The following is a 25,612-nucleotide window of genomic DNA, read 5'->3' as shown; positions in this document are numbered from 1 at the left end:
ATTGTCACTTCCCGGACGGGAATGAAGCGGGGGCCGGGACGGCTCTACCGGTGAATCACTGCTGCGTCCCGAAGGATCCCCCGCCCATGGCACCCGACGTCCCCGTGTCCGAGACCCCTCCCGTCCCCGCCCCCGCGCCCGCCACCGGGCTCCCGGACACCGGCCCCCCGGCCGTCGTCGCGGACACCGACCACTCCGCCCGCAACCGCCTGGTCATCGGGCTGCTGCTGGTCTCCACGTTCGTGGTGATCCTCAACGAGACGATCATGGGCGTGGCGCTGCCCCGCCTCATGGCCGACCTCTCGGTCACGGCGGTCGCCGGCCAGTGGCTCACCACCGCATACATGCTGACCATGGCCGTGGTCATCCCGGTGACGGGGTTCCTGCTCCAGCGCCTGCACACCCGGCCCGTGTTCCTGACCGCCATGACCCTGTTCAGCCTCGGCACCCTCGTCTGCGCGGCCGCGCCCGGGTTCGGGACGCTGCTCGCGGGGCGGGTGGTGCAGGCCGGCGGCACGGCCATCATGATGCCGCTGCTGATGACCACGGTGCTGACCCTGGTGCCGCCGGCCGGGCGCGGGCGGGTCATGGGCAACATCTCGATCGTCATCTCGGTGGCCCCGGCTGTGGGGCCCACCATCTCGGGCGTCATCCTCAGCGTGCTCGAGTGGCGGTGGATGTTCATCCTGGTGCTGCCGATCGCGGTGGGCTCCCTGCTGCTCGGCGCGTGGCGGATGCAGAACGTCACCGAGCCCCGTCCGGCGCCGCTGGACGTGGTCTCGGTGGTGCTCTCGGCCCTGGGCTTCGGCGGCCTGGTCTACGGCCTGAGCACGCTCGGCGAGGGCGGGGACGCCGCGCTCCCGGCGTGGGTGCCGCTCGTGCTGGGCGTGGCAGCGCTGGCCGTGTTCGTGCGGCGCCAGACGCGGCTGCAGCGCGCGGACCGCGCCCTGCTGGACCTGCGCACCTTCCGGTCCCGGGTGTTCACGATGTCCACGGCGGTGCTCGCCGTCAGCATGATGGCCCTCTTCGGCACGCTGATCGTCCTGCCCATCTACCTGCAGACCGTGCACGGCCTCGACCCCCTGGGCACGGGCCTGCTGCTGCTGCCCGGCGGGCTCGTCATGGGACTGCTGGCACCCTTCGTGGGCCGGGTCTACGACCGATCGGGCCCCACCGTGCTGCTCGTGCCGGGCTCGATCCTGCTGAGCGCGTCCCTGTGGTACCTCGCCTCCACCACGGGGGCCACGCCCGTCCCGATGGTGCTGCTCGCCCACGTGGTGCTCAGCACGGGTCTGGCCCTGATGTTCACCCCGCTGTTCACCGCGGGCCTGGGCGCCCTGCCGACACGGCTGTACTCGCACGGCTCCGCCATGGTGGGCACCCTGCAGCAGGTGGCGGGCGCGGCGGGCACGGCCCTGTTCGTCACCGTGCTGACCCTCTCCGCCGCCGGCGCGGCGGCCTCCGGGGCCTCGGCTCCGGAGGCCACCGAGGCGGGCGTGCGGAGCGCCTTCCTGTGCGGCGGGATCATCTCGCTGCTCGCCGTCGTCGGCTCCTTCGGGGTGCGCCGCCCCGCGGGCACGGAGAGCGCCGCGGGCGCGGAGGACTGAGGCCCCGCGGGCCCGGTCCTCAGCCCCGGACGCGCTCGCGGATCAGCCGCGTGAGCTCCGCGGCGTCCTCGACGGCCCGCTCGCCCTCGGCCAGCCCCGCACGCAGCTCCTCCCGGGTCGCGGCGTCCTTGAGGGCGCGGACGTTGATCTCGAGCGTGACCATGGCCGTGGCCACCGCGGCCCGGGCCGCCTCGGAGGCCGCCGCCACGTCGCTGAGGACGTTGGGGTTGCACCAGCCGGTCAGCTCGCGCGCGAGCCCGACCACCTCGGTGCCCACGCCGATCAGCTCCCGTGGGGGACGCGCGGCGCCGGCCGTGGCCTCCTGGACGGCCCGTGAGCGCTCCGCCTTCTCCTCGGCGGTGTCCTTCGGCAGGGTGTAGGCGGCCGAGAGCGCGCCGAAGGCCTCGGCGTCGGCGTCCGCCAGGCCCAGCGCGCGCGGGATCAGCTCCTCGGCCCGGTCGGCCGCGCGCCGGGCACGGTCCGCGTGCTCGGACGCCGTGGAGTAGCGGGCGGACATCGCGATCAGGGCCGCGCCCAGCGCGGCCTGCAGGGCGCCCGCGGCGCCGCCGCCGGGGGCGGGCTCGTCCGAGGCCATGCGCTCCACGTAGGCCCTGACGTTCTCCGAGCTGATCACAGCGGCTCCTTCCGGTGGCGGGACCTGCCGCCCGCCGCGGGGCGCGCGCAGGCGGTGGCGTCCGCACGAGCCTAGCCCTCCGCCGGTCCCCGTGGTGAGTCTCACAGCCCCCGCGGGACGAATGCACGGCCCGTCCATCGCACGGAAACGTGCCGGCCACATCGGCGGACGATCCTGGAGGTGTCCGAGGGCCCCCACCCCGGACCCCGACCCCCGAGAGGACGTGCCGCCATGACGACCCTCCGAGCGACGACCGTCGACGCGACCACCGATGACACCTGGGTCCAGGACCCCGCGCGGATCCGCCCCGGCGACCGGATCGAGGTGTGGGAGCAGGACCACCTCCGCCACGTCGGCACGGTGGGCCAGTGCGCGCCCCACCTGCGGCTGCTCTGGATCCTGGAGGCCGGCACCGGCTCCCGCCGGCTGATCCCCGTCCACGGCTACCGCCTGCGCCGCTCCCCGTTCGCCCGCCCCGCCTGAGGCCCCGTCGCCTCGTGTTCAGCCGCTGTTCGCCCGGGGCGGGTACGGTCGGCGCTGACAGCCGGGCGGACGAGGAGGATCATGGGGAGTCAGCAGGTCGACGGCGGTCGCGGCGGGGCAGCTCCCGGCCGGGACCGCGGGAGGGAGCACGGCATGGCGGCGACCGCCCGGCAGGAGTGCGCCGCGCGGCTGCACGACCGGGTCGCGGCGCTCGTCGACGTGGTGCTCCGGGCCCGCCGGGCGGCCGTGCCGCAGCTCGAGCGCGTGAACCCCCGCCACCGCGGGTCCGCGCTCAACCTCGTGGACTACGTGGCCGTGCGCAGCCAGGACGTGCGGGACCTGCAGCGGGACCTCAGCGGCCTGGGCGTGTCCTCCCTGGGGCGGATGGAGGCCGGGGTCATGAGCCACCTCGGCGCCGTGCTGGAGACCCTCCGCGTGCTCGCCGGCCGACCGGAGGAGGACGTCGGGGCGCCCGGCCCCGACGAGCCCGGCGAGCCCGGTGCGGAGGTGCTGCGCCGCAACACCGCGGCCCTGCTCGGCCCGGGCCGGGAGGGGCGCAGCACCCGGATCATGGTCACCTTCCCCTCGGAGGCCGCCGCGGACCCCCGGCTCGTCCAGGACATGGTCCGCGCCGGGATGGACGTGGCCCGGATCAACTGCGCGCACGACGGCCCCGAGCAGTGGGCGGCCATGATCGGGCACGTCCGGGCGGCCGGGCAGGCGCTCGGCCGCGAGGTCCGCGTGGCCATGGACCTCGCGGGGCCCAAGCTGCGCACCGGGCCGATCGAGCCCGGTCCGCAGGTCGAGAAGATCAAGCCCACCCGGGACAGCGGCGGCCGGGTGACCGCCCCGGCCCGCCTCTGGCTGGGCGAGGCGGACCCGGCGGTCGACGACGACGCCCCGGCCGTCCCCGTGGCCGGCGCCGCCTGGACCGCGGCCCGCACCCCGGGGGAGCGGCTGCGGCTCAAGGACGCGCGCGGCTCCGGACGGACCCTGCGGGTGATCGAGGCCACCGGGCCCGGCGTGCTCGTCGAGTGCGCCAAGACCGTGTACTTCGCCACGGGCCTGGCCGTGCGGGCCGAGGACGGCACGGAGGGCGTGCTCGGCGAGCTGCCCGCCGTCGAGCAGTCCCTGCGCGTGCGCGCGGGGGACACCGTGGTGCTGACCCGGGACCTCGCACCCGCCCCGGTCCGGTCCGAGAGCCCCTTCCGGATCGGCTGCTCCCTGCCCGAGGTGTTCACGGACGCCCGGGAGGGGCAGCCGGCCTGGATCGACGACGGGAGGATCCGCTGCCGGATCACCTCCGTGGGGCCCGACGAGATCGTGCTGGAGGTGCTGCAGGCGGGCCCCGACGGCACCAAGCTCAAAGCGGGGAAGGGCATCAACCTGCCCGAGACGGACCTGCGCATCTCCTCGCTCACCGACGAGGACCGCACGCACCTGCCGTTCGTGGCCGAGCACGCCGACATCGTCAACATGTCCTTCGTGCGCTCGCGGGAGGACGTGACCGACCTGCTGCGGGAGCTCGAGCGGATCGGCAACACCGCCCTGGACGTCACCCTCAAGATCGAGACCGTGGGCGGCTTCGAGTCCCTGCCCGCGATGCTGCTGGAGGCCATGCGGTGGCAGGACGTGGGCGTCATGATCGCGCGCGGGGACCTCGCGGTCGAGGCCGGGTTCGAGCGGATGGCCGAGGTGCAGGAGGAGATCCTGTGGCTGTGCGAGGCCGGGCACGTGCCCGTGGTCTGGGCCACCCAGGTCCTGGAGTCCCTCGCCAAGAAGGGCCTGCCCTCCCGGGCCGAGGTCACGGACGCAGCGATGGGCCAGCGCGCCGAGTGCGTGATGCTCAACAAGGGACCGTTCGTGGTGGACGCGATCGAGGCCCTCGACGACATCCTCGTGCGGATGGAGGGGCACACCCGCAAGAAGTCGGACATGCTCCGCCGGCTCAACGCGTGGGCGCCCGTCGTCGAGTGAGCGGGCGAGCGGTCGGGTGAGCCGCGGGGCGGACCGCGCGGTGACCCGTGCCACACTGGGGGCATGGCCGCACGCGACACCGCCGTTCTCCGCTTCCTCGCCGCCCCGACCGACGCCGGGCGCACCGGCACCGTGGACGGCGGGCGCGTCCTCGAGTGGATCGACAAGGCCGCCTACGCGTGCGCCGTGGGCTGGTCCCGGGCCTACTGCGTGACGGCGTACGTGGGCAACATCCACTTCGACCGCCCGGTGTGCGTGGGGGACATGGTGGAGGTCTCCGCGAAGATCGTGCACACCGGACGGTCCTCGATGCACATCCGGGTGGAGGTCGCCTCCGCGGACCCCCGCGAGCACGGGGTGACCCTCAAGGACACGTGCCTGATCATCATGGTGGCCGTGGACGGGGACGGCCGCCCCACCCCCGTCCCGCAGTGGGCGCCCGAGACGGAGCACGAGCGCCAGCAGTCGGCCGTCACGCAGCGGCGGATCGAGCTGCGCAACAGCATCGAGGAGCTGATGGCGGAGCAGCGGTACACGGACGAGGGCACCGCCGAGGAGACCGTGCTGCGCTTCCTCGCCGCGCCCACGGACATCAACTGGGGCGGGAAGGTGCACGGGGGCACGGCCATGCGCTGGATCGACGAGGCCGCGTACGTGTGCGGGGCCCGGTGGGCGGGCCGGCCGGTCATCGCCGTCTACGCCGGGGGCGTCCGGTTCTACCGGCCCATGCACATCGGCCACCTCGTGGAGGTCCGGGCGCGGCTCATCCACACCGCGGCCCGCGGCCTGCACATCTCCGTGAACTGCTGGTCGGGGGACCCCGCGACCGGGGAGCTCGCGCTGACCACCAACTGCCTCATGGTCATGGTCGCCCTCGACGACCAGGGCCACGCCCTGCCGGCCCGGCAGTGGCAGCCGGTCAGCCGGGAGGACCGGGACCTGGACGCCTTCGCCCGGGAGCTGGTCCGGCTGCGCGCCGAGTTCCCGGACTCCTTCCAGCAGGTCGACCCGTCCGTCTCCCGGCTGCCCGGGAGCTGACCGCGCCCCTCCTCAGCCGTCGGCGAATCCCGGGACCCGATCAGCCTGCTGTGCATATAGTGGGCCGAGACCCACCGTCCCGGCACCCCACAAGGAGAGCACGCCATGGACCTGAATCCCCTGAACAACGCGTTCGACGACGAGGGCAAGCCCAAGCCCGCCATGAACAAGCTCCTCGACACCGTGCTGCGCGTGCAGCGGCCCGTGGTCCTGGGCTTCGTGAAGAAGGAGCGCGCCGACCACCCCGACGAGACGCCCGAGCAGATCGCCAGGCGGCTCGAGAAGATCTACGTCCGGTCCGTGACCATGGGCGGCGGGGCCGTCGGCGCCACCGCGGTGGTCCCCGGCATCGGCACCGTCGCGTCCCTCGGCCTGTCCTCCTTCGCGGTGGTCGGCTACCTCGAGGCCACCGCCCTGTACGCCCAGGCGATCGCCGAGTTGCACGGCGTGCACACGGAGGACCCGGAGAAGACCCGCACCATGGTCATGGCCCTGATGCTCGGCGAGGACGGCCGCCAGGTCATGAACCAGATCCTGGCCAGCGGCACCAAGGGCCGCGGCATGATGTCCTCCTGGGGCCTGATGATGGGCAAGGACGACTCGAAGACCTTCGACGTCAGCAGGATCATCCGCAACATGTTCGTCAAGCGCTTCCTGCTCAAGCAGACCGGCGCCGTGTTCGGCCGCGCCCTGCCGTTCGGCGTGGGCGCGATCGTCGGCGGGGGAGCGAACCTGGCCATGTCCAAGCAGGTCATCGCCGCGACGCACGAGGCGTTCGGGCCGCTGCCCACCACGTTCCCGGCCGAGCTCGGGTCCGAGGAGCGGGCCCCCCGGTTCGACGACGGCACGTCCCGGAAGGGCAGGCGGGGCCGGAAGGCCGACACGGCCGCCGCGGCCCGCGGCGAGATCACCGGGGAGCAGTAGACCCCGCGCCGCGCTCCCGCGCTGCCGCTCGACGACGCCCCGCGCCCGGCGGGGCGTCGTCGTCGTTCACGACAGGTCCGCCGGGGCGTGGCCCCGCGTTCACCGCGTCTGCCTAGCCTGGTGCACGAGCGGGGCGCACCGCGCCCCGACCGACAGCCGAGGGAGCGCCGTGCGGCCGATCGTCTATGCGCACCGGGGGGCCAGCGCGGACCTCCCCGAGCACACCCGGGCCGCCTACGTGCAGGCGCTGCTGGACGGCGCCGACGGGGTGGAGTGCGACGTCCACCTCAGCCGCGACGGCCACCTCGTCCTGCACCACGACGCCCAGTTGGGCCGCACGAGCGACGGCCGGGGCCCCGTCTCCGCCCGCACGCTCGCCGAGCTGCGCCGCCTCGACTGGACCTCCTGGAAGGGCGTGCGCATCCCGCCGGGCCACGGGGCGCCGGACCGTCAGCTGCTCACCCTGCCCGAGCTGCTGGACCTGCTGCGGGGAGCGGGCCGGCCCGTGGGCCTGGCCGTGGAGACGAAGCACCCCAGCCCGTTCGGCCACCGGCTCGAGGAGGAGGTCCTCGGTCTGCTGATGCGGGAGGGCTGGGACCCCGAGACCGGGCGGCTGGACGACGTCACGGTCTCGCTGATGAGCTTCCACCCCGACGCCGTCCGGCACTTCCTGGAGACGGTGCCCGCCCGGCACGTGTGCCAGCTGGTCGGGACGACCACCCGCCGCACGGTCGGGGACAGCCTGCGCGTCGGCCGCACGGCCGCGGCGGTGCTCCACGCCGGGATGCGGTTCGTGGTGCCGCCGGCGCTGCCCGTGATCTCGGCGGGCCTCGTGGACCTGGTGGGCCCGGGGCTGGACCTCGTCCGGGCCCGCCCCGACCTCGTGCGGCAGTGGCGGGCGGAGGGACGCGTGCTGCGGGTCTGGACGGTCGACACCGCACGGGAGGTGGACCTGTGCCGCGCGCTGGGCGTCCAGCAGCTCACCACGAACCGCCCGGCCGACGTGCTGCGCTGGGTGCGGGCGCCCTCCGGGGCCCCGCTCGGCGTCCCGGCGGCCGTCACGGGCCGGTCCCGGTGCGCGAGCACGGCGGTCGGGTAACGGGGGGTCACGTCACCGCCGGCCGGGCCCGGCGCGCGTATGCTCGACAGCAGCTGTCCGTGTCCCCCCGCACGCCGTCGTCGCCCGCCTCTCCCCCCACCACCAGGAGACGGTCATGCCCACCCCGATCCCGCCCCGCGCCCCGGACGCCGGCGCCGTGCGCGCCCCCGCCCCGGACCTCCAGGCCGAGGCCGTCCGGCTCGCCGAGCACGTGCGCCGCGAGACCGCCCGCGCCGTCGCGCCCGAGCGCATCGACTCGGAGTTGTCCCTGCTGAACCGGTTCGCCGAGCACGAGGACGTCGACGTCGTCCTCGGGCCCGTGCTCGCCGGGATCGTCGCGGCCGCTCTGCTCTCCGCCCGCCTCACGAGCGGGCTCACCGATCCCACCACCGGCGGGGCGGCCTGGCGGGCCCTGGACGGGCTCGAGCCGCACCCGGCGCCCGGGATCGGACGCCTCGACCTGGACGTGGCCACCCGGCGGCTGCGCATGGGCCGCGGCACGGTCCTGGACCTTGCGCCGGTCGCGGACGCGTGGGCGGCGGACCGCATCGTCCGGGCCTTCACGGAGACGCACCCCGGCGTTGCGCTGGTCGCCGAGGTCGGCGCGGCGTGCGCCGTGGGCGGGCCGACCGCCGCGGCCGCCGCCCTCGTGGGCGCCGCCCCGGCGGCACGGAGCGCCGACCCCCGGACCGCCGACCCCCGGACCGGTGTGGAGCCCGGGGTACGGGCGGCCCTCGTCGAGCGCGGCCGGCGGGGCCTCGCGGTGGTGGAGAGCCCCGGGAGCGTCCTGGTCGACCCGGTGACCGGCGCCGCCGCGGCGAGCCCGTGGGACCGGGTCGTGGTCGCCGCGCAGAGCGCGGTGGAGGCCCAGGCCTACGCCCGCGCGGCGCACGTGCTGGGACGGGACGCGCCCGGCTGGGTCGCGGCGTGCGCGGCCGACGGCGAGTTCACCGGTTCCCGGCCCGGCAGCACCCTCCGGCGCCGCCTCAGGACACCGGGCTGGCCGGAGCGGGCGGGCCGCGCGGCGGCCTGAGCGGCGCCGGTAGCATGACCGCATGAGAATCGTCATCGTGGGCGGCGTCGCCGGCGGAATGTCCGCGGCCACCCGTCTGCGCCGCCTGCTGGAGGACGCCGAGATCACGGTGTACGAGCGCAGCGGCCACGTGTCCTTCGCCAACTGCGGCCTGCCCTACCACGTGGGCGGCGTCATCGAGGAGCGCTCCGCGCTGCTGCTGCAGACCCCGCAGTCCCTGGGCGCCCGGTTCGGCCTCGACGTCCGGGTGGGACACGAGGTCGTCGGCGTCGACCGGGACCGGCACGTGCTGCGCGTCCGGGACCTCGCCTCCGGCCGGGAGGAGGAGCGGGGCTACGACGTCCTCGTCCTCTCCCCGGGGGCCGTCCCCGTCCGCCCGCCCGTGCCCGGCATCGAGCGCGCCCTGGTCCTGCGCGACATCGAGGACACCGACGCGGTCGTGGCCGCGGTCGAGGGCGCCCGCTCCGCCGTGGTCGTCGGCGGCGGCTACGTCGGCCTCGAGGTCGCCGAGCAGCTCGTCCACCGCGGCCTGCAGGTCTCCCTCGTCGAGGCCGCCCCCCAGGTCATGGCCCCGCTCGACCCCGAGATGGTCGAGCCCGTGCACACCCTGATGCGCGAGCGCGGGCTCGACCTGCGGCTGGGGACCACGGTCACCGAGGTGGGGGAGCGCACCGTGACGCTCGACGACGGCACCGAGCTGCCGGCCGACGTGGTCCTCGCCGCGGTCGGCGTCCGCCCCGACAGCACGCTGGCCCGGGCCGCGGGGCTGGAGGTCGGGGCGCGCGGCGGCATCGTCGTCGACGAGCACCTCCGCACCTCCGACCCGGACGTCTACGCCGTGGGGGACGCCGTGGAGAAGCGCGACGCCCTCGACGGGTCCGCCACGCTCGTCGCGCTGGCCAACACGGCCAATCTCCAGGGCCGGCTCGTCGCCGACGTGATCGCCGGCATGGACGTCTCCGACCGGCCGGTGCTGGGCACCTCCGTGGTCGGCGTCTTCGGCCTCACGGCCGCGGCCACGGGCTGGAACGAGAAGCGGCTGCGCGCCGCGGGCCGGTCCTACCGCGCGATCCACACGCACCCCGCGAACCACGCCGGCTACTACCCCGAGGCGGAGGGGATGACCCTCAAGCTGCTCGTGGACCCGGAGGACGACGCGATCCTCGGCGCCCAGGGCGTGGGCGGGGCGGGCGTGGACAAGCGCATCGACGTCCTCGCCACGGCCATCACCGGCGGCATCGCGGCCGCCGACCTCGCCGAGCTCGAGCTGGCCTACTCCCCGCTCTACGGCTCCGCCAAGGACCCCGTGAACATGCTCGGCTACATCGACCGCAACCACCGGGACGGGCTCGTCGAGACCGTCCAGTGGCACGAGCTCGACGACCGCCTCGCCTCCGGCGCCACCCTGCTGGACGTCCGCACCCCGGGCGAGCACACGGCGATGCCGATCCCCGGCGGGATCAACATCGAGCTGGACCGGCTGCGGGACCGCCTCGACGAGCTGCCGGAGGGCGAGCTCGTGGTGCACTGCCAGGCCGGCCTGCGCGGCTACCTCGCGGCCCGGGTCCTGGCGCAGCACGGACGGGACGTCGTCAACCTCGACGGCGGCTACCTCACCTGGGCGGCCCGGCCCGACGGCGCCGCGGCGACGCCCTCCGGCGACGACGAGGACCGGGGCTCCCCGGCCGGCTGAGCGGCACCCGGGCCTCGTGCGTGCCAGGACGGCCCGACGCTCGTTCACGAAAGGTAACAGGGGGAATTCTCCTGTCCCCGGAGCTGTGGCCGGGACGGGCGACCGGCCACCCACCTCCCGGCCCGCGGCGCGCGCCGGGGGAGCGTCCCCGACCGTCGACCCCCGGCCCGGGAACCGCACGATTGCAGTCGAAAACGTCTCGCAGAGCGAGATGCGGGCTGTGATCTTTACCACTGGAAACCCATCGGGCGGTCGGCATCGCCCCTGGCAGCTCCACCGACGAACGCATCGATAACGGAGGAATAACGCCGCCGTGACGGATCCGTGAGGAGGCCATAACACCCCGCTCCGTAGAACGGACATGCCGGTAACACCGGTGTTACGTGCATCGAAAGGAGTTGGACATGACCTCAGTGCCACATCGCTCTCACCGCCGCGAGGAGACTGCGGCGGCAGAGCGAGTGCTGTGGGACGAGGCCGCCGCGAAGGGAGGCCCCGCCGGAGCAGCTCCGTGGACGGAGCCCTCGACCCGGGGCGTCCGGAGCACGGAGACCAAGCCCACCCGGCTGCACCACTTCTTCGAGCGCAGCTGCGACCTGACCCCCGACGCCCAGGCGCTGCACGCCGACGGCCGGGCCTACACCTACGCGGAGCTCGACGAGCTCGCCAACCGCCTGGCCCACCTGATCACCGGCTACGGCCTGAGCGCGGGCGACCGCGTCGGGATCCTGCTCCAGCGCTCCACGATGCTCTACGCGTCCCTCCTGGCGATCCTCAAGACGGGCGCCACCTTCGTCCCGATCGACCCGAACCTGCCCGCGGACCGCGTGCAGTTCATCGCCGAGGACTCCGACCTGTCCCTCATGCTGACCTCCGCCGAGTTCGTGGCCCTGGTCGAGGACGCGCCCGCCGACGTCGTCGACGTCGGCCGGATCGGCGAGCGGCTCGAGGAGGCGCCCGCGCACCGCCCGGTCGTCCGCCACGAGGGCGACCCCACGTGCTACATCATCTACACCTCGGGCTCGACCGGCCGCCCCAAGGGCGTCGAGGTCGCGCACTCGAGCATCTGCAACTTCATCGAGATCGTGCCCGAGGTCTACGACGTCCGCTCCGAGGACCGCGTCTACCAGGGCATGACCATCGCGTTCGACTTCTCCATCGAGGAGATCTGGCCGACCTGGGCCGTGGGCGCCTCCCTGGTCGCCGGCCCCACCGACGACGCCCGCCTGGGACAGGGGCTCGCCGAGTTCCTGCAGCGCATGGAGATCTCCGTGCTCTACTGCGTGCCGACCGTCCTGGCCACCCTGGAGCACGACCTGCCCCGCATCCGCAGCATCCTGGTGGGCGGCGAGGCCTGCCCCGCCGACCTCGTGGAGCGGTGGTCCACCCCCGAGCGCCGGATGCTCAACACCTACGGCCCCACCGAGGGCACCGTGACCGCCACGTGGGGCGAGCTCGCCCCCGGGCGGCCCGTGACCATCGGCAAGCCCCTGCCCACCTACGAGGTGCGGATCCTCGACGAGGAGATGAACGAGGTCGCCGACGGTGAGCCCGGCGAGATCTGCATCGCCGGCCCCGGCGTGGCCCGCGGCTACGTCAACCTGCCGCACGTCACCGAGGAGCGCTTCCGCCCCCACCCGGACGGGCCCCGGGCCGGACGGATCTACCGCACCGGCGACCTGGGCCGGTTCATGCCCGACGGCGAGATCGAGTACCTCGGCCGCGCCGACAGCGAGGTGAAGATCCGCGGTCACCGCGCGGACCTGCAGGAGATCGAGAACGTGCTGCGCCGGGAGGACGCGGTGGCGGACGCCGCCGTGAAGCTCACCTCCGGCGGCGACGACGTCGCGGCGTTCCTCACCCTGCGCGCCCCGGTGCGCGACGAGCGCGCCCTCTTCGAGCTGCTCCACGACTCCGTGGTCGCGGCGCTGCCGCCGTACATGGTGCCGTCCTTCTACGAGATCCTGCCCGCGATGCCGATGATGGTCAGCGGCAAGGTGGACCGGAAGAACCTGCCGGACCCCAGCACGCCCCGCTTCGTCACCACGATGGGGCTGGTCCCGCCGGCGACGGACGCCGAGTGGGGGATCACGGAGGTGTGGTCCAAGGTCTTCCGCATCCCCGAGGACCAGCTCTCCGTGGAGGCGGACTTCTTCATGGAGCTCGGCGGGCACTCGCTGCTCGCCGCGACCGCCACGTCCGAGCTGCGCCGCGCGCACCCGGACCAGGACATCTCCATCGCGGACATCTACACCTACCCGACCGTCCGGGACCTGGCGCGCCACCTGGACGCCGCCCCGGCGTACGTCCCCGCCGCGGCCGCCCCGGACGACCGCCCCGCGCCGCTGCACCACACCAGCGGCCGCGTGGCGCTGTGCGGCCTCGCGCAGGTGACGACGATGGTCCTGGCGGCCATGCTCGTCGGCTCCCCGCTCGCCGCGGTCCTGTACTCCTACGGCGGTCAGTTCAGCTACGCCCTGATGTGGGACATGCTCCTGGTGGGCGTCCTGGTCTCGGTGCTCGCCCGCGTCCTCCTGCCGTTCCTCGGCTCCCGCGTGCTGGGACGCTTCGTCAGACCGGGGCACCACGCCCTCTGGGGCCGGCAGTACTACCTGCTCTGGTGCATCGACGGACTGACCCGGCTCTCGCCGCTCAACCTCCTCACCGGCACCCCGATGGCCGCCGTCTACCTGCGCCTGCTGGGCGCCAGGATCGGTCCGGACGCCCACGTGGGCACCGCCGCCATCGGCCTGCCCTCGCTCGTCACCGTCGGCGCCCGCGCCAGCATCGGCTACAACTCCTCCGTGCAGACCGCCCAGGTCGAGGAGGGGTGGGTGACCATCGCGCCGGTGCACATCGGCGACGACGCGTTCGTGGGGGCCAACGCCCTCCTGCAGCCGGGCACCCGGATCGAGGACGGTGCCCGGCTGGCCGAGCAGTCCCTGGCCTCCCGCAACCAGACGATCCCCGCCGGCGAGCACTGGCTGGGCTCCCCGGCCCGGCCCGGTGACGGGGACGACGAGCTGCTCGAGCGGATGGAGCGGCGCCCGCTGCCCAGCGGCCGCTGGCCCGCCCCGCTGGCGGCCGGCCTGCTCCTGGGCTGGCTGGTCCTCGAGCTGATGCCCTTCGTCCTGGTGCTCCCGTCCTTCCTGATGATCTGGGCCGCGGCCCTGGAGTTCGGCCTCCCCGTGGGGCTCGCCCTCACCCCGGCGGTCGGTGTCGTCTACGTGCTCACGGTCTGCGCCGTGGTCGCGGGCGGCCGGAAGATCGTCCTGCGCCGCACGCCCACCGGCATCCACCCCGTGCGCAGCGGGCTCGGCGTGCGCAAGTGGATGGCGGACCAGCTGCTCTCCACCAGCCTGGAGAGCACCAACGCCCTGTACGCCACGATGTACACGGTCCCCTGGCTGCGCGCCCTGGGCGCCAAGGTCGGCCCTCGCTCCGAGGTCTCCACGGTCGGCCACATCGACCCGGACCTCCTCACCCTCGGCGAGGGAAGCTTCGTCGCGGACATGGCCAGCGTGGGCAGCGCCGTCTACCACCACGGTCACCTGTACATGGAGCGCACCGTGGTGGGCGACCGCTCGTTCGTGGGCAACGCCGCGTTCGTGCCCTCGGGCACCCGGATGGGCGAGGGCTCCCTGGTGGGCGTCGCCTCGGTGCCCCCGGCCGACGTGCCGGACGGCACGTCCTGGCTGGGCTCGCCCGCCATGTTCCTGCCCCGCCGGCAGGACAGCGGCAACTACGACGAGAGCCTCACCTTCCGGCCCTCGCGCGGCAAGGTGGCGGCCCGCCTCGTCATCGAGGCGCTGCGCATCACGGTCCCGCCGGCGCTGATCGGGCTGATCGGCTACCTGGGCCTGCTCGCCTCGGTCGCCCTGGTGCCCGAGCTGACGCTGCTCGGCTTCGTGGCCGTGCTGCCCCTCGTCGCGCTGGCCACCGGCCTGACCGTGGTCCTCGCCGTCGTCGTCCTGAAGTGGGCGATCGTGGGCCGGTACCGCCAGCGCGTCGAGCCGCTGTGGGACAACTTCGTCCGGCGCAGCGAGTTCGTCACCGGCGTGTACGAGTCCGCGGCGGTCCCCGCCCTCATCGGCGGTCTCGTGGGCACGCCCCTGATCGGCCCGGTCCTGCGCCTGTTCGGCGCGCAGATCGGCCGGCGGACGTACATCGGCACCACCTACCTGACCGAGTTCGACCTCGTCCACATCGGCGACGACGCCGCCGTCTCGACGGACGTGTCGCTGCAGACGCACCTCTTCGAGGACCGCGTGATGAAGATGTCCCACGTGGAGATCCTGCCCGGGGCCTCCGTCGGTGCGCGCTCGATCGTGCTCTACGACACGACGGTCGGCGCGGGTGCCTCGGTGGACGCCCTGTCGCTGGTGATGAAGGGCGAGCAGCTGCTGCCCCACACCGCCTGGCGCGGCATCCCGGTGCGGTCGGCCACGGCCGCCCTGACCTCGGGACGATGACCCGGCCATGACCGCCCAGTGGACGTCCCCGCGACCCGGCAGCGGGTCGCGGGGACGCCGTTGCCCCGCCGCCGGGCACGCACCGGCCGGGACGGCTCAGGGCGGGACGGCTCCGTGCGGGAGCGCGTCAGGCGCTGCGCATGTGGCCCATCAGCTGGGTGATCTGGGGGGAGGGCGGCGCTCCGAGCTCGTCGGCCATCGTGCTGCAGAAGCTGCGGAACGTCTGCAGGGCCGGGGCGTTGTTGCCGAGACCCAGGTCCGCCTCGATCGACACGCGGACCGCGCTCTCCCGCAGCGGGTCCAGGGCCCGGACGTTGTCGGCGAGCACGTGGGCCCGGTAGAAGTCGCGGTGCTCCAGGGAGAGCCGGGCGAGGTGCTCCACGGCGTTGACGTACAGGGTCCGCAGCCGGTCCTGCTCGGCCATCACCCAGCCGTCGTACCAGCCGGGCAGAAGCTGGGCGCCGTCGGGGGACAGGAACCAGGGGTCCTCCGTCACGGGCGCCGTGGCGGTGGCCGCCCGGTCCAGGGACGCGCGCAGCTCGTGCAGGTCCACGGTGACCGTTTCGGCCAGGGCGATGTTGTTGCCGCGGGCCCCGACGGCTCCGGGCACATGGCGCGAGATGTTGAAGACGGTGGTGCGCAGGCTGCCCATCGCGCGCTCCGCGGTCCGGTCGGGCCACAGCAGCTCGCCGAGGAACCGGCGCGGCTTGGGACCGAGGACGGCGAGCGCGGCCAGCAGGCGCTGCTGCCGGTGGCCCAGGGCCAGCACGGTGCCGTCGAGCTCGACCTCGACGTTGCCGAGAAGCCGCAGCCTGATCGAGTGTTCCCTATCCATTGTCATGATCCCCCACTGTCATGATCACTGTCCCCGGTGCGCCCGGAGCCTGCCTTCCCCCGAAGGCCGTGGTCCGAGCACCGTCCTCTCCGGTCCCGCGGACCAGGATCCAGGTCCGCCGCGAGAGAGGGTTCAGGCACCGATGATCCCGGGCAACGCCCCGTGAGTCAAAAGCGAACGCCCGGAGCGCGTCAAAAGCAAACGAAAACCCAGGCGGCCGGCACGCGACCCCGGTGGAGGGTGGTGCGCAGGACCGCGCCGTGGTATACGACTGATCCCCGGACCGGCGGTGCCGGCCGGGGCACGAGCTCAGGAGTTCTACCGATGACCGACCAGCGACCCGTCACGGGCGTCCGCACGGACCCCCTCGGGAACATCGTCGCCCTGTGCAATCCCGCGGAGGTGTGGTCCCCGCGGTCGACCACCCGGATCATCCGGGACATCGAGAGCGAGGTCCACCTCTACTACGTCCCGGGGTCGTCGGGGCAGCTGCGGGTCCGCGTGGTGTCCGCCGGGTGCGAGAAGCGGCTGTGGGCCGCCCCGGAGGACACCGTGTGCAACAACCTGCACGACCTCCCGTCCGTCTGATCCGCACGGACTGGTCCGTACGGGCCGATCCGCGCGGCACGGGGTGCCCGGGCGCGTCCCGGCGCCCCGTGCCCGGGCACCCCGTCGTCACGCGGGGCGCGGGCTCACAGGAAGCGCACGAGGTCCGCCGCGATGCCCGTGTAGGTGGCCGGGGTCAGACCGGACAGCCGCTGCTCCGCGGCCGGGGACAGGCCCAGGCCCGCCACGAACTCCTGGAGTCGGGCGGCGTCCACCCGGCGGCCGCGGGTCAGGTCCTTGAGGCGCTCGTAGGGGTTGTCCATGCCCTCGACGCCGGCGATCGCCTCGGCGCGCATGACCATCTGGACCGCCTCCGCGAGGACCTCCCAGTTCGCGTCGAGATCGGCGGCCAGGACCGCCTCCGCCACGTCGAGGCGGGCCAGGCCCTTGCTCACGTTGGAGACCGCGAGCAGGGAGTGCCCGAAGGCCACGCCGATGTTGCGCTGGGACGAGGAGTCGGTGAGGTCGCGCTGCCACCGGGACGTCACGAGCGTGGCGCCGAGGGCGTCCAGCAGGGCGTTGGAGAGCTCGAGGTTCGCCTCGGCGTTCTCGAAGCGGATGGGGTTGACCTTGTGCGGCATGGTGGAGGAGCCGGTGGCGCCCTCCACCGGGATCTGCTGGAAGTAGCCGATCGAGATGTAGGACCAGACGTCGGTGCAGAAGTTGTGCAGGATCCGGTTGAACCGGGCGAGGTCGGCGTAGAGCTCGGCCTGCCAGTCGTGGGACTCGATCTGGGTGGTCAGCGGGTTCCAGGACAGGCCCAGGCCCTCCACGAACTCGCGCGAGACCTCCGTCCAGTCCGCGTCCGGGACGGACGCGTAGTGGGCGGCGTAGGTGCCCGTGGCGCCGTTGATCTTCCCCAGGTACTCGGTGCGCTCGATCCGGGACAGCTGGCGGCCCAGGCGGTGGGCGACCACCGCCATCTCCTTGCCCAGCGTGGTGGGCGTGGCGGGCTGGCCGTGGGTGCGGGAGAGCATGGGGGTCTCCGCCGCGGACCCGGCCAGCGCCGCGACGTCGGCCACGAGCGCCCGGGCCGCGGGCAGCCACACGTCGGTCGTGGCGTCCTTGACCCCCAGGGCCCACGCCAGGTTGTTGATGTCCTCGGAGGTGCAGCCGAAGTGCACGAGGGGGACCAGGTGCTCCAGCCCCAGGGCGGGCAGCCGGCGGCCGATGTAGTACTCCACGGCCTTGACGTCGTGGACCGTCACGGCCTCGATCTCCGCGAGCTCCGCGACCGAGTCCGTGTCGAAGTCCGTGACGATCCGGCGCAGCCCGGCGGTCTGCTCCTCGGTCAGGGGCGCCAGCCCCGGCAGCACCGACCGCTCGGCGAGGTGCAGGAACCACTCGACCTCCACGTGCACGCGGTTGCGGTTGAGGGCGGCCTCGGAGAGGTGGTCGACCAGGGGCGCGACCACGGGCTGGTAGCGGCCGTCGAGGGGCCCCAGCGCGACGGGCGGGACGGCGGCGGCGAGCGCCGCGCGCCCTGAGGACAGGATGCGATCGGTGTTGGGCATGGGCACATTCTTCCACGGCCCCCGCGCGCTCCCGGGCGGACGAATTGTCGTCCGCCGCCAACTTTCGCGGAACCCGGTTGTAGCTTTCGCCCCGAAAAGCAGCGGGTCGTCCGGAGGGGCGTCATCGACCGGGGGAACCCCGGGGGTGCGGGGATAGCATGACCTCCATGAGTACCAGCGACGCTACCCGCACCCTGGCCGGCACCGCCCCGGCCTCGGGCCCGGCCACCGCCACCACCCCGGCGGTCCGGCCGCGCCCGGCTCTGTCCCGACTTCCCCGCTACGCGGCCGGCAAGCCCCCGGTCGTGGTGGACGGGCTCGTGTCCTACAAGCTGTCCTCCAACGAGAACCCGTTCGGGCCGGTGCCCGCCGTCAAGGAGGTCCTCGCCGGCTGGGACGCGGTGCACCGCTACCCCGAGACGACCTCCGCGGAGCTGCGGGAGGTGCTCGGCGAGTTCCTCGGCGTTCCCGCCGAGGACATCGTCACCGGCGCCGGCAGCCTCGGCGCGCTCAACCAGCTGCTCGGCGCCTTCGTGGGCGCCGGCGAGGACGGCACCCCGGACGAGGTGGTGCACGCCTGGCGCTCCTTCGAGGCCTACCCGATCAGCATCGGGCTCTCCGGCGGGCTGGGCGTCCCGGTCCCGAACCGCCGCGACGGCTCCCACGACCTCGAGGCCATGGCCGCCGCGGTCACCGCCCGGACGAAGGTCGTGCTGCTGTGCACGCCGAACAATCCGACGGGCCCCAGCCTCACCACCGCGCAGGTCGAGGAGTTCCTCGCCGCCGTGCCGCGCGACGTGGTCGTGGTGATCGACGAGGCGTACCAGGAGTTCCAGCGCCGCGACGACCTCGTCGACGGCGTCGACCTGTACCGCCGGCACCCCAACGTCGTCGTGCTGCGGACGTTCTCCAAGGCCCACGGTCTGGCCGGGCTCCGGATCGGCTACTCCGTGGCCCGCCAGGAGATCACCCAGTACCTGCGCCAGGCGTCCCCCGCGTTCTCCGTGACCGACCTCGCCCAGCGCGCGGCGATCGCGTCCGTGCGCCACTACGACCAGGTGGCCGAGCGCGTCCAGCGGGTCGTCGACGAGCGGGAGCGGGTCCTCGCCGGGCTCGACGGGCTCGGCTGGCCGTACCCGCAGACGCAGGCGAACTTCGTGTGGCTGAACCTGGGCGAGCACAGCGAGGGCTTCGCCGAGCTGTGCGACGCCCACGCCCTGTCCGTGCGCCGCTTCGGCGACGAGGGCGTGCGCGTGACCATCGGGGAGCCGGAGGCCAACACCCGGTTCCTGGAGCTGTGCGCGCAGTTCCCCCACTCGCCCGTGCTCTGATCCGCGGCCGCGCCGGCCCGGCTCCCTCCCGAGCAACCCGAAAGGACGTCCTGCCCATGGATGCCGCCCCATCGTCCCCGGCCGCCCCCGTGCCGGCCCGCACCGTACCGACGCCGGAGGTGCGCACGCGCCTGGTGCGGCTCCTCGACCGGGACGGCCGGCTGAGCGAGGACCCGGTCCTGTCCCCGTACGTGCGCGACGTCGACGCCGAGCAGCTGCGCGGGCTGTACCGCTCGATGGCGCTGGCCCGCCGCTTCGACGAGGAGGCGACCAACCTCCAGCGGCAGGGGCAGCTGGTGCTGTGGGCGCCGATGCGCGGGCAGGAGGCAGCCCAGGTGGGCTCCGCCCGTGCGCTGCGCCCGGCCGACCACGTGTTCCCGACCTACCGGGAGCACGCCGTGGCCATCGAGCGGGGCGTCGAGCCCGCCGAGCTGCTCACCGTGTTCCGCGGGCACAGCGCCGGGGGCTGGCGGCCCAGCCGGCACCACATGAACGTCTACTCCATCGTGCTCGGCTGCCAGGTCCCGCACGCCGTGGGCTACGCCATGGGCATCGACCTGGACCGGCGGACGGCCGAGGCGGAGGGCCGGGAGGCCGAGCCGGCGGCCGCGGTCGTCTACTTCGGGGACGGCACCTCCACCCAGGGCGAGGTCCACGAGGGCATGGTCTTCGCCGCGTCCTACGACGCCCCGGTGGTCTTCTTCGTGCAGAACAACCAGTGGGCCATCTCGGTGCCGTTCCGCACCCAGTCCCGCGTGCCCCTGGCCGAGCGCGCCGCGGGGTACGGCTTCGAGGGGATCCGCGTGGACGGCAACGACGTGCTCGCGGTGCTGGCGGCCTCGCGGTACGCGCTCAAGAAGGCCCGCGCCGGCCAGGGCCCGGTGCTCGTGGAGGCCGAGACCTACCGGCTCGGGGCCCACACCACCGCGGACGACCCCACCAAGTACCGCCTGCGGGAGGACGAGCAGCACTGGAGCGAGCTCGACCCGCTGCTCCGTCTCGAGGCGCACCTGCGCGAGGCCCACGGCACCGGCGACGACTTCTTCGCCGACGTCGCGGCCGACGCCCAGGCGTTCGCCGACCAGGCCCGCGCCCTCGTGCTGGCCATGGACCCGCCCGCGTTCGAGGACTTCTTCGACCGGCCCTACGCCGAGCCGCACGCCCTCGTGGATGAGGAGCGCGCCTGGTACGCGGCCTACCAGGCGGGCTTCGCCGACACCGACACCGACGACGACGCCGGGCCGGGCCCCGCCGGACCGGACCGGGGCACGCAGGCCGCGGGGCTGACCGTGGCGGCCGACCCCGTGGCCGGGGCCCCCGACCCGGAGACCGCCGGCACCCAGGAGGACCTCGCATGAGCACCGCACCGGACCTGACGATCGCGAAGGCGGTCAACGCGGGCCTGCGCCGGGCCATGGAGGAGAACCCCCGGGTGCTGCTCATGGGCGAGGACATCGGCTCCCTCGGCGGCGTCTACCGCGTCACCGAGGGGCTCAAGGCGGACTTCGGCGCCCACCGGGTGATGGACACCCCGCTGGGGGAGGCCGGGATCGTGGGCACCGCCATCGGGCTCGCCCTGCGCGGCTACCGGCCCGTGTGCGAGATCCAGTTCGACGGCTTCTCCTTCCCGGCGTTCAACCAGATCACCACGCAGCTGGCCAAGATGCGCAACCGCACCAACGGGGACGTCACCGTCCCCGTGACGATCCGCATCCCGTACGGCGGGGTCATCGGCTCCGTGGAGCACCACTCGGAGTCCCCCGAGGCGCTGTTCGCGCACACGGCGGGGCTGCGCATCGTCACGCCGTCCAACGCCCAGGACGCCTACTGGATGACCCAGCAGGCCATCGCGTGCGAGGACCCCGTGATCGTCTTCGAGCCCAAGCGGCGGTACTGGCTCAAGGGCGCGGTGGACGTCGGGCGCCCGACCGCCGACCCGTTCTCCGCGCAGGTCGTCCGTCACGGCGAGGACGCCACCGTGGTGGCCTGGGGTCCTCTCGTGCCGGTCGCGCTCGCCGCGGCGCAGGCGGCGGAGGAGGACGGGCGCAGCGTCGAGGTGATCGACCTGCGCTCGCTGTCGCCGATCGACTTCGACACCCTCGAGGACTCCGTGCGCCGGACGGGCCGCCTCGTCGTCGCCCACGAGGCCCCGACCTTCGGCGGCCTCGGCGGGGAGATCGCCGCCCGCCTCACCGAGCGGGCGTTCTACTCCCTGGAGGCACCGGTGCTGCGGGTGGGCGCCTACCACCTGCCGTACCCGGTGGCCGCCGTCGAGGACCAGTACGTGCCTGACCTCGACCGCATCCTCGAGGCCCTGGACCGGTCCTTCGCCTACTGACCCCGCCGACCCGGTCGCCGGCCCCCGGGCCGGCGGCACCGCCGCCGGCCCGGGGGCCGCGCGCGAGAGAGGAAGTACTGACATGCCCCAGATCTTCAACCTGCCCGACGTCGGCGAGGGCCTGACCGAGGCGGAGATCCTCGCGTGGAAGGTCGCACCGGGGGAGACCGTCACGGTCAACCAGGTGCTCGTCGAGATCGAGACCGCGAAGTCCGTGGTCGAGCTGCCGTCCCCGTACGCCGGCACCGTCCTGGACCTGCTGGCCGCCGAGGGCAGCACGGTCGAGGTCGGCGCCCCCATCATCGCCGTGGGCTCCCCGGGCGAGTCGGCGGAGCCCGCCCCGGCCTCCGGCGTCCCCGGGATCCTGGGGGAGGGCGGGGAGCCCGGTGCGGACCGGCCGCTCGTCGGCTCCGGGCCCAAGGCCGACCCCGTGCGCCGGCGCCGCCGGGCGGTCCCGCCGACGGCGCCGGAGGCCGAGCCGGAGTCGGCCCGGCCCGCGGGCTGGACGGAGAAGCTGTCCCGGGGCCCGCTGGGCGCCGGGCTCGGCGGTGGGATCGGCACGGCGGCCCAGGGCATCGCCGGGCGCGCCGCCCGGCTGGCCGAGGACAGCGGCGTCTGGCGCCGGCCGGGTCGCGGCGACGCGCCCCCGGCCGTCGAGGTCGTCCCGCGCCGCCCCGCGCTGGCGAAGCCTCCGGTCCGGAAGGCCGCACGGGACCTGGGCGTCGACCTCGCCGACGTCCCCGCCACGGGCGCCGCCGGACAGATCACCAAGCAGGACCTGCTCGCCCACGTGGCGCGGCTCGGCGAGGCCGTGGACCGGCGCCGCCCCGCGGCCCCGGAGGAGCGGATCGAGCGGATCCCCGTCAAGGGCGTGCGGAAGGCCACGGCGCAGAACATGGTGCGCAGCGCCTTCAGCGCCCCGCACGCCTCGGTCTTCGTGGAGGTCGACGCCACGCGCACCATGGAGTTCGTCCGGCGGCTCAAGGCAGCCCCGGACTACGAGGGCGTCAAGGTCACGCCCCTGCTGGTGCTCGCGAAGGCCGTCGTGTGGGCCGCGGCCCGCAACCCGATGGTCAACGCGACGTGGACGGACGAGGAGATCCTCGTCAAGCACTTCGTCAACCTGGGCATCGCGGCGGCCACGCCGCGCGGTCTCATGGTCCCGAACGTCAAGGACGCCCAGGACCTCTCGCTGCGCGAGCTGGCCGTGGCCCTCGACGAGCTCTCCCGGACCGCTCGGGCGGGGCGCACGCAGCCGGCCGACATGCAGGGCGGCACCCTGACCGTGACCAACATCGGGGCCCTGGGCCTCGACACCGGCACGCCGATCATCAATCCCGGCGAGGTGGCGATCATCGCGTTCGGGAGCATCAAGCAGAAGCCGTGGGTCGTGGACGGCGCCGTGGTGCCCCGCTGGGTCACCACGCTGGGCGGGTCCTTCGACCACCGCGTGGTCGACGGGGACCTCGCGGCCCGCTTCACCGCGGACGTGGCCCGGATCCTCGAGGAGCCGGCGCTGCTGCTGGAGTGAGCCCCGGCCCGTGCGGTCCGCGGCACGAGCGGCACGGCAACGGCCCCGCACCGATCGGTGCGGGGCCGTGTGCTGCGTCGTCGACGCGCGTGCCGCCACGTCTCACGGCTCTCCCCGCCGGGCCGTGGCCCGACGCCGCACCGACGTGGAACTGGGCGGTTGCGTCCCGTGCCCGGCGCCCCATCTCCTGTGGACCCGTGATTGAAATCCCCCCAGACACAATCACACATCTCATTCACGATGGATCACTCGTGCGACGCCGGCCGCGGTGGCAACCTGCCCGTCGGCCCCCGGCACTGCTGCCGGAGACCTGTCCCCCCACGCCCGGAGGACCGCCTCAGTGCGGCCTCCTGACGTCCAGGACTGGGTCCAGTATTGCGGAGGTCTGGACAAAAGTCTGTCCCCCGATGTGCGCATGACGGGGCATGACCGCGATCGCGCCGGACCGCGGCGGCCGTAGGCTGGGCGCATGCCTGCGCACCTGCCGCCCCGTCCCTCCGCACGCTCGGCGGTGCCGCCGTTCCGGGTGATGGAGATCCTCGCCGACGTCGAGCGCCTGCGCGCCGCCGGCCGGGACGTCGTCTCCCTCTGCGCGGGGGAGCCCTCCGGCGGCGCCCCGGGTCCCGTCGCGCGGGCGGCCGCCCGGGTGCACGCCCGCAACGAGGGGCTGGGCTACACCCCCGCCCTCGGGATCGAGCCGCTGCGCCGGGCGGTGGCCGGCCACTACGCCCGGTGGTACGGGCTCGACGTCCGTCCCGAGGACGTCGCGATCACCACGGGGGCCTCCGGGGCGCTCGTGCTCACCTTCCTGGCGGCGTTCGACGCGGGGGACCGGGTGGCGGTGTGCCGGCCGGGCTACCCCGCCTACCGCAACACCCTGGCCGCCCTGGGCGCCGAGGTGGTCGAGCTCGACTGCGGGGCGGCGACCCGCTTCCAGCCCACGCCCGGGATGCTCGACGCCGCGGTCGCCGAGCACGGGCCCCTGCAGGGACTGGTGGTGGCGGGCCCGGCGAACCCGACCGGCACCGTGCTGGAGCCCGGGGAGCTGGCGGCGCTGGCCCGGTGGTGCGCCGAGCACGGGACGCGCCTGATCAGCGACGAGATCTACCACGGGATCGTGCACACCGCCCCGGAGGGCGGCGCGCCCCGCGACGGCGGACCGTACCGGGGCACCAGCGCGTGGGAGCACGACCGCGACGCCGTGGTGATCTCCTCCTTCTCCAAGTACTGGGGGATGACGGGCTGGCGGCTGGGGTGGGCCCTGCTGCCCCGGGACCTCTCGGCCGCGGTCGACGCGCTGGCCGGCAACCTGAGCCTCTGCCCGCCCGCCGCCGCGCAGCACGCCGCCGTGGAGGCCTTCACCCCGGACGCCTACGCCGAGGCGGACCGGGCGGTCGAGCAGTTCGCGCGCTCCCGGAGCCTGCTCCTGGACGCGCTCCCGGCGCTCCGGTGGGGCGAGGTCGCGCCGGCGGACGGGGCGTTCTACCTCTACGCCGACCTCGGGGAGCAGCTCGAGCGGCACGGCAGCTCCCTGGAGTGGTGCCGGCGGCTGCTGGAGGCGGAGGCCGTCGCGGTCGTCCCGGGCCTGGACTTCGACGCCGCACGCGGCCACCGCGCAGTGCGGCTGTCCTTCGCCGCGGGGCCCGACCGGGTGGAGGAGGCCCTCACCCGGATCCTCCGGTTCCAGTCCCGTCCCTGAAGCACCCGGCCAGGTGCCCGGGGAGCACCCCGGTGCGGAGCAGGAACCGGTGCGCGGTGGTGCGCCCCACGAACACGAGTCCCTGCTCCTTGAGCCGGGCGGCCAGCCGGTCCCCCTCGGGGGAGCGGCGCGACTCCTCCAGGACGGTCAGGGGCGGCTCGGCGGCGGCCGGACGGAGATCCCGGACGTGCTCCGCCCAGTCCTCGGGACCGAGTCCGCGGCAGGCGCGCGCGTTGTGCACCACGGCCTCGATCTTGACCCGGTTGCGGATGACCGCGGGATCCAGGAGCAGCTCGTCGACGTCGTCCTCGGTCATCCGGGCGATCTCCTCGGGGACGAAGTCCCGCAGCGCCCGGCGCAGGCCCTCCCGCCGCTGGGCGATGCTCCAGCGGGCCAGGCCCGCCTGGAAGATCTCCAGGCCGAGGGCCTCGAACCAGCCGGAGGAGTCCGCGGGCCGTGCGCCCCAGCGCCGGTCGTGCTCCTCGAGGGCGGCCGGGCCCGTGGGCGCCCAGGGGCAGCGGCGCAGGCCGTCCCCGCAGAGCACGGCGCGGAAGGCGTCGTCGGGGGAGCGGACGCCACCGTCCCGGAGGGCGGTGTCGGGCGGGCGGTCGCCGGGGCGGTCGTGGGCGCCGCGGGAGCGGCGGGCGTCGGGCGGGCGGTCGTCCGTGCCGGGGCGGGAGCGGTCGACGGCGGGGTGCGGGCCGTGCCCGGCGGAGGCGGTGTCCATGGGGCCACGGTAGGAACGCCGGGCCGGCGGACCGCAGGGACGCGGCTCCCTGTGGACGGTGCCGCCGGTGT

General features: G+C 74.4%; 19 protein-coding genes. 15 read left to right on the top strand and 4 right to left on the bottom strand.

Features of this window, described 5'->3' with window-relative positions:
- Nucleotides 1–86: 86 nt before the first annotated feature.
- Nucleotides 87–1,607 (top strand): DHA2 family efflux MFS transporter permease subunit, encoded by a 1,521-nt coding sequence (locus RF640_RS08040; RefSeq protein WP_368827404.1) that lies wholly within the window; start codon nucleotides 87–89, stop codon nucleotides 1,605–1,607.
- 19 nt (nucleotides 1,608–1,626) lie between these two features.
- Here RF640_RS08040 and RF640_RS08035 read toward each other — a convergent pair whose 3' ends face one another.
- Nucleotides 1,627–2,241 (bottom strand): cyclodeaminase/cyclohydrolase family protein, encoded by a 615-nt coding sequence (locus tag RF640_RS08035; RefSeq protein ID WP_035928155.1) that lies wholly within the window; start codon nucleotides 2,239–2,241, stop codon nucleotides 1,627–1,629.
- Nucleotides 2,242–2,472: 231 nt separating this feature from the next.
- Between RF640_RS08035 and RF640_RS08030 the strand changes: the two genes are divergently transcribed.
- The 8 genes from RF640_RS08030 (at nucleotide 2,473) to RF640_RS07995 (ending at nucleotide 14,960) form a co-directional block, all read left to right on the top strand.
- Nucleotides 2,473–2,724: a hypothetical protein gene (locus RF640_RS08030; RefSeq protein WP_017833487.1), complete on the top strand. Its 252-nt coding sequence runs from the start codon at nucleotides 2,473–2,475 to the stop codon at nucleotides 2,722–2,724.
- 153 nt (nucleotides 2,725–2,877) lie between these two features.
- On the top strand, nucleotides 2,878–4,701 hold the full coding sequence (locus tag RF640_RS08025) for a pyruvate kinase (RefSeq protein WP_017833488.1): 1,824 nt from the start codon (nucleotides 2,878–2,880) through the stop codon (nucleotides 4,699–4,701).
- 63 nt (nucleotides 4,702–4,764) lie between these two features.
- Nucleotides 4,765–5,739, top strand: coding sequence for an acyl-CoA thioesterase (locus tag RF640_RS08020; protein WP_368827402.1), 975 nt, complete (start codon nucleotides 4,765–4,767; stop codon nucleotides 5,737–5,739).
- A gap of 105 nt (nucleotides 5,740–5,844) precedes the next feature.
- A complete protein-coding gene (locus RF640_RS08015; RefSeq protein ID WP_368827400.1) occupies nucleotides 5,845–6,663 on the top strand; it encodes a di- and tripeptidase in 819 nt (272 codons plus the stop codon).
- Nucleotides 6,664–6,832: 169 nt separating this feature from the next.
- A complete protein-coding gene (locus RF640_RS08010; protein WP_368827398.1) occupies nucleotides 6,833–7,762 on the top strand; it encodes a glycerophosphodiester phosphodiesterase in 930 nt (309 codons plus the stop codon).
- A 115-nt stretch (nucleotides 7,763–7,877) separates the two neighbouring features.
- Nucleotides 7,878–8,795, top strand: coding sequence for an FAD:protein FMN transferase (locus tag RF640_RS08005; protein WP_368827396.1), 918 nt, complete (start codon nucleotides 7,878–7,880; stop codon nucleotides 8,793–8,795).
- Nucleotides 8,796–8,817: 22 nt separating this feature from the next.
- Nucleotides 8,818–10,488: an FAD-dependent oxidoreductase gene (locus RF640_RS08000; protein WP_368827395.1), complete on the top strand. Its 1,671-nt coding sequence runs from the start codon at nucleotides 8,818–8,820 to the stop codon at nucleotides 10,486–10,488.
- Nucleotides 10,489–10,892: 404 nt separating this feature from the next.
- On the top strand, nucleotides 10,893–14,960 hold the full coding sequence (locus RF640_RS07995; RefSeq protein WP_368827393.1) for a Pls/PosA family non-ribosomal peptide synthetase: 4,068 nt from the start codon (nucleotides 10,893–10,895) through the stop codon (nucleotides 14,958–14,960).
- 127 nt (nucleotides 14,961–15,087) lie between these two features.
- Here the strand turns inward: RF640_RS07995 and RF640_RS07990 are convergent, their stop codons facing one another.
- A complete protein-coding gene (locus RF640_RS07990) occupies nucleotides 15,088–15,795 on the bottom strand; it encodes a BTAD domain-containing putative transcriptional regulator (protein WP_158279189.1) in 708 nt (235 codons plus the stop codon).
- A gap of 324 nt (nucleotides 15,796–16,119) precedes the next feature.
- Between RF640_RS07990 and RF640_RS07985 the strand changes: the two genes are divergently transcribed.
- Complete coding sequence (locus RF640_RS07985; protein WP_017833496.1) at nucleotides 16,120–16,383, top strand: hypothetical protein; 264 nt, start codon at nucleotides 16,120–16,122, stop codon at nucleotides 16,381–16,383.
- A gap of 104 nt (nucleotides 16,384–16,487) precedes the next feature.
- Here the strand turns inward: RF640_RS07985 and purB are convergent, their stop codons facing one another.
- Nucleotides 16,488–17,915: an adenylosuccinate lyase gene (gene purB, locus RF640_RS07980; RefSeq protein WP_035928180.1), complete on the bottom strand. Its 1,428-nt coding sequence runs from the start codon at nucleotides 17,913–17,915 to the stop codon at nucleotides 16,488–16,490.
- A gap of 167 nt (nucleotides 17,916–18,082) precedes the next feature.
- On the opposite strand from purB, the gene RF640_RS07975 reads away from it, so the two are divergent.
- The 5 genes from RF640_RS07975 (at nucleotide 18,083) to RF640_RS07955 (ending at nucleotide 24,814) form a co-directional block, all read left to right on the top strand.
- Nucleotides 18,083–19,246 (top strand): histidinol-phosphate transaminase, encoded by a 1,164-nt coding sequence (locus RF640_RS07975; protein ID WP_284563332.1) that lies wholly within the window; start codon nucleotides 18,083–18,085, stop codon nucleotides 19,244–19,246.
- A 56-nt stretch (nucleotides 19,247–19,302) separates the two neighbouring features.
- A complete protein-coding gene (locus RF640_RS07970; protein WP_368827390.1) occupies nucleotides 19,303–20,604 on the top strand; it encodes a thiamine pyrophosphate-dependent enzyme in 1,302 nt (433 codons plus the stop codon).
- Nucleotides 20,601–21,584, top strand: coding sequence for an alpha-ketoacid dehydrogenase subunit beta (locus tag RF640_RS07965; protein WP_109221705.1), 984 nt, complete (start codon nucleotides 20,601–20,603; stop codon nucleotides 21,582–21,584). The genes RF640_RS07970 and RF640_RS07965 overlap by 4 nt, the downstream gene beginning before the upstream one ends.
- An 82-nt stretch (nucleotides 21,585–21,666) precedes the next feature.
- Nucleotides 21,667–23,115, top strand: coding sequence for a dihydrolipoamide acetyltransferase family protein (locus tag RF640_RS07960; RefSeq protein WP_109221704.1), 1,449 nt, complete (start codon nucleotides 21,667–21,669; stop codon nucleotides 23,113–23,115).
- A 469-nt stretch (nucleotides 23,116–23,584) separates the two neighbouring features.
- Entirely contained in the window at nucleotides 23,585–24,814 is a 1,230-nt protein-coding gene (locus RF640_RS07955; RefSeq protein WP_272026152.1) for an aminotransferase class I/II-fold pyridoxal phosphate-dependent enzyme, read from the top strand.
- On the opposite strand, the gene RF640_RS07950 is transcribed toward RF640_RS07955, so the two are convergent.
- Nucleotides 24,780–25,541, bottom strand: a complete 762-nt coding sequence (locus RF640_RS07950; RefSeq protein WP_272026151.1) for a DNA-3-methyladenine glycosylase I — start codon at nucleotides 25,539–25,541, stop codon at nucleotides 24,780–24,782. The two genes, RF640_RS07955 and RF640_RS07950, sit on opposite strands and share 35 nt — an antisense overlap.
- Between the last annotated feature and the right edge of the window lie 71 nt (nucleotides 25,542–25,612).

Source organism: Kocuria sp. CPCC 205231 (assembly GCF_040980965.1).
Lineage (GTDB): Bacteria > Actinomycetota > Actinomycetes > Actinomycetales > Micrococcaceae > Kocuria > Kocuria rosea.
This window is presented reverse-complemented; position numbering and strand designations above follow the sequence as displayed.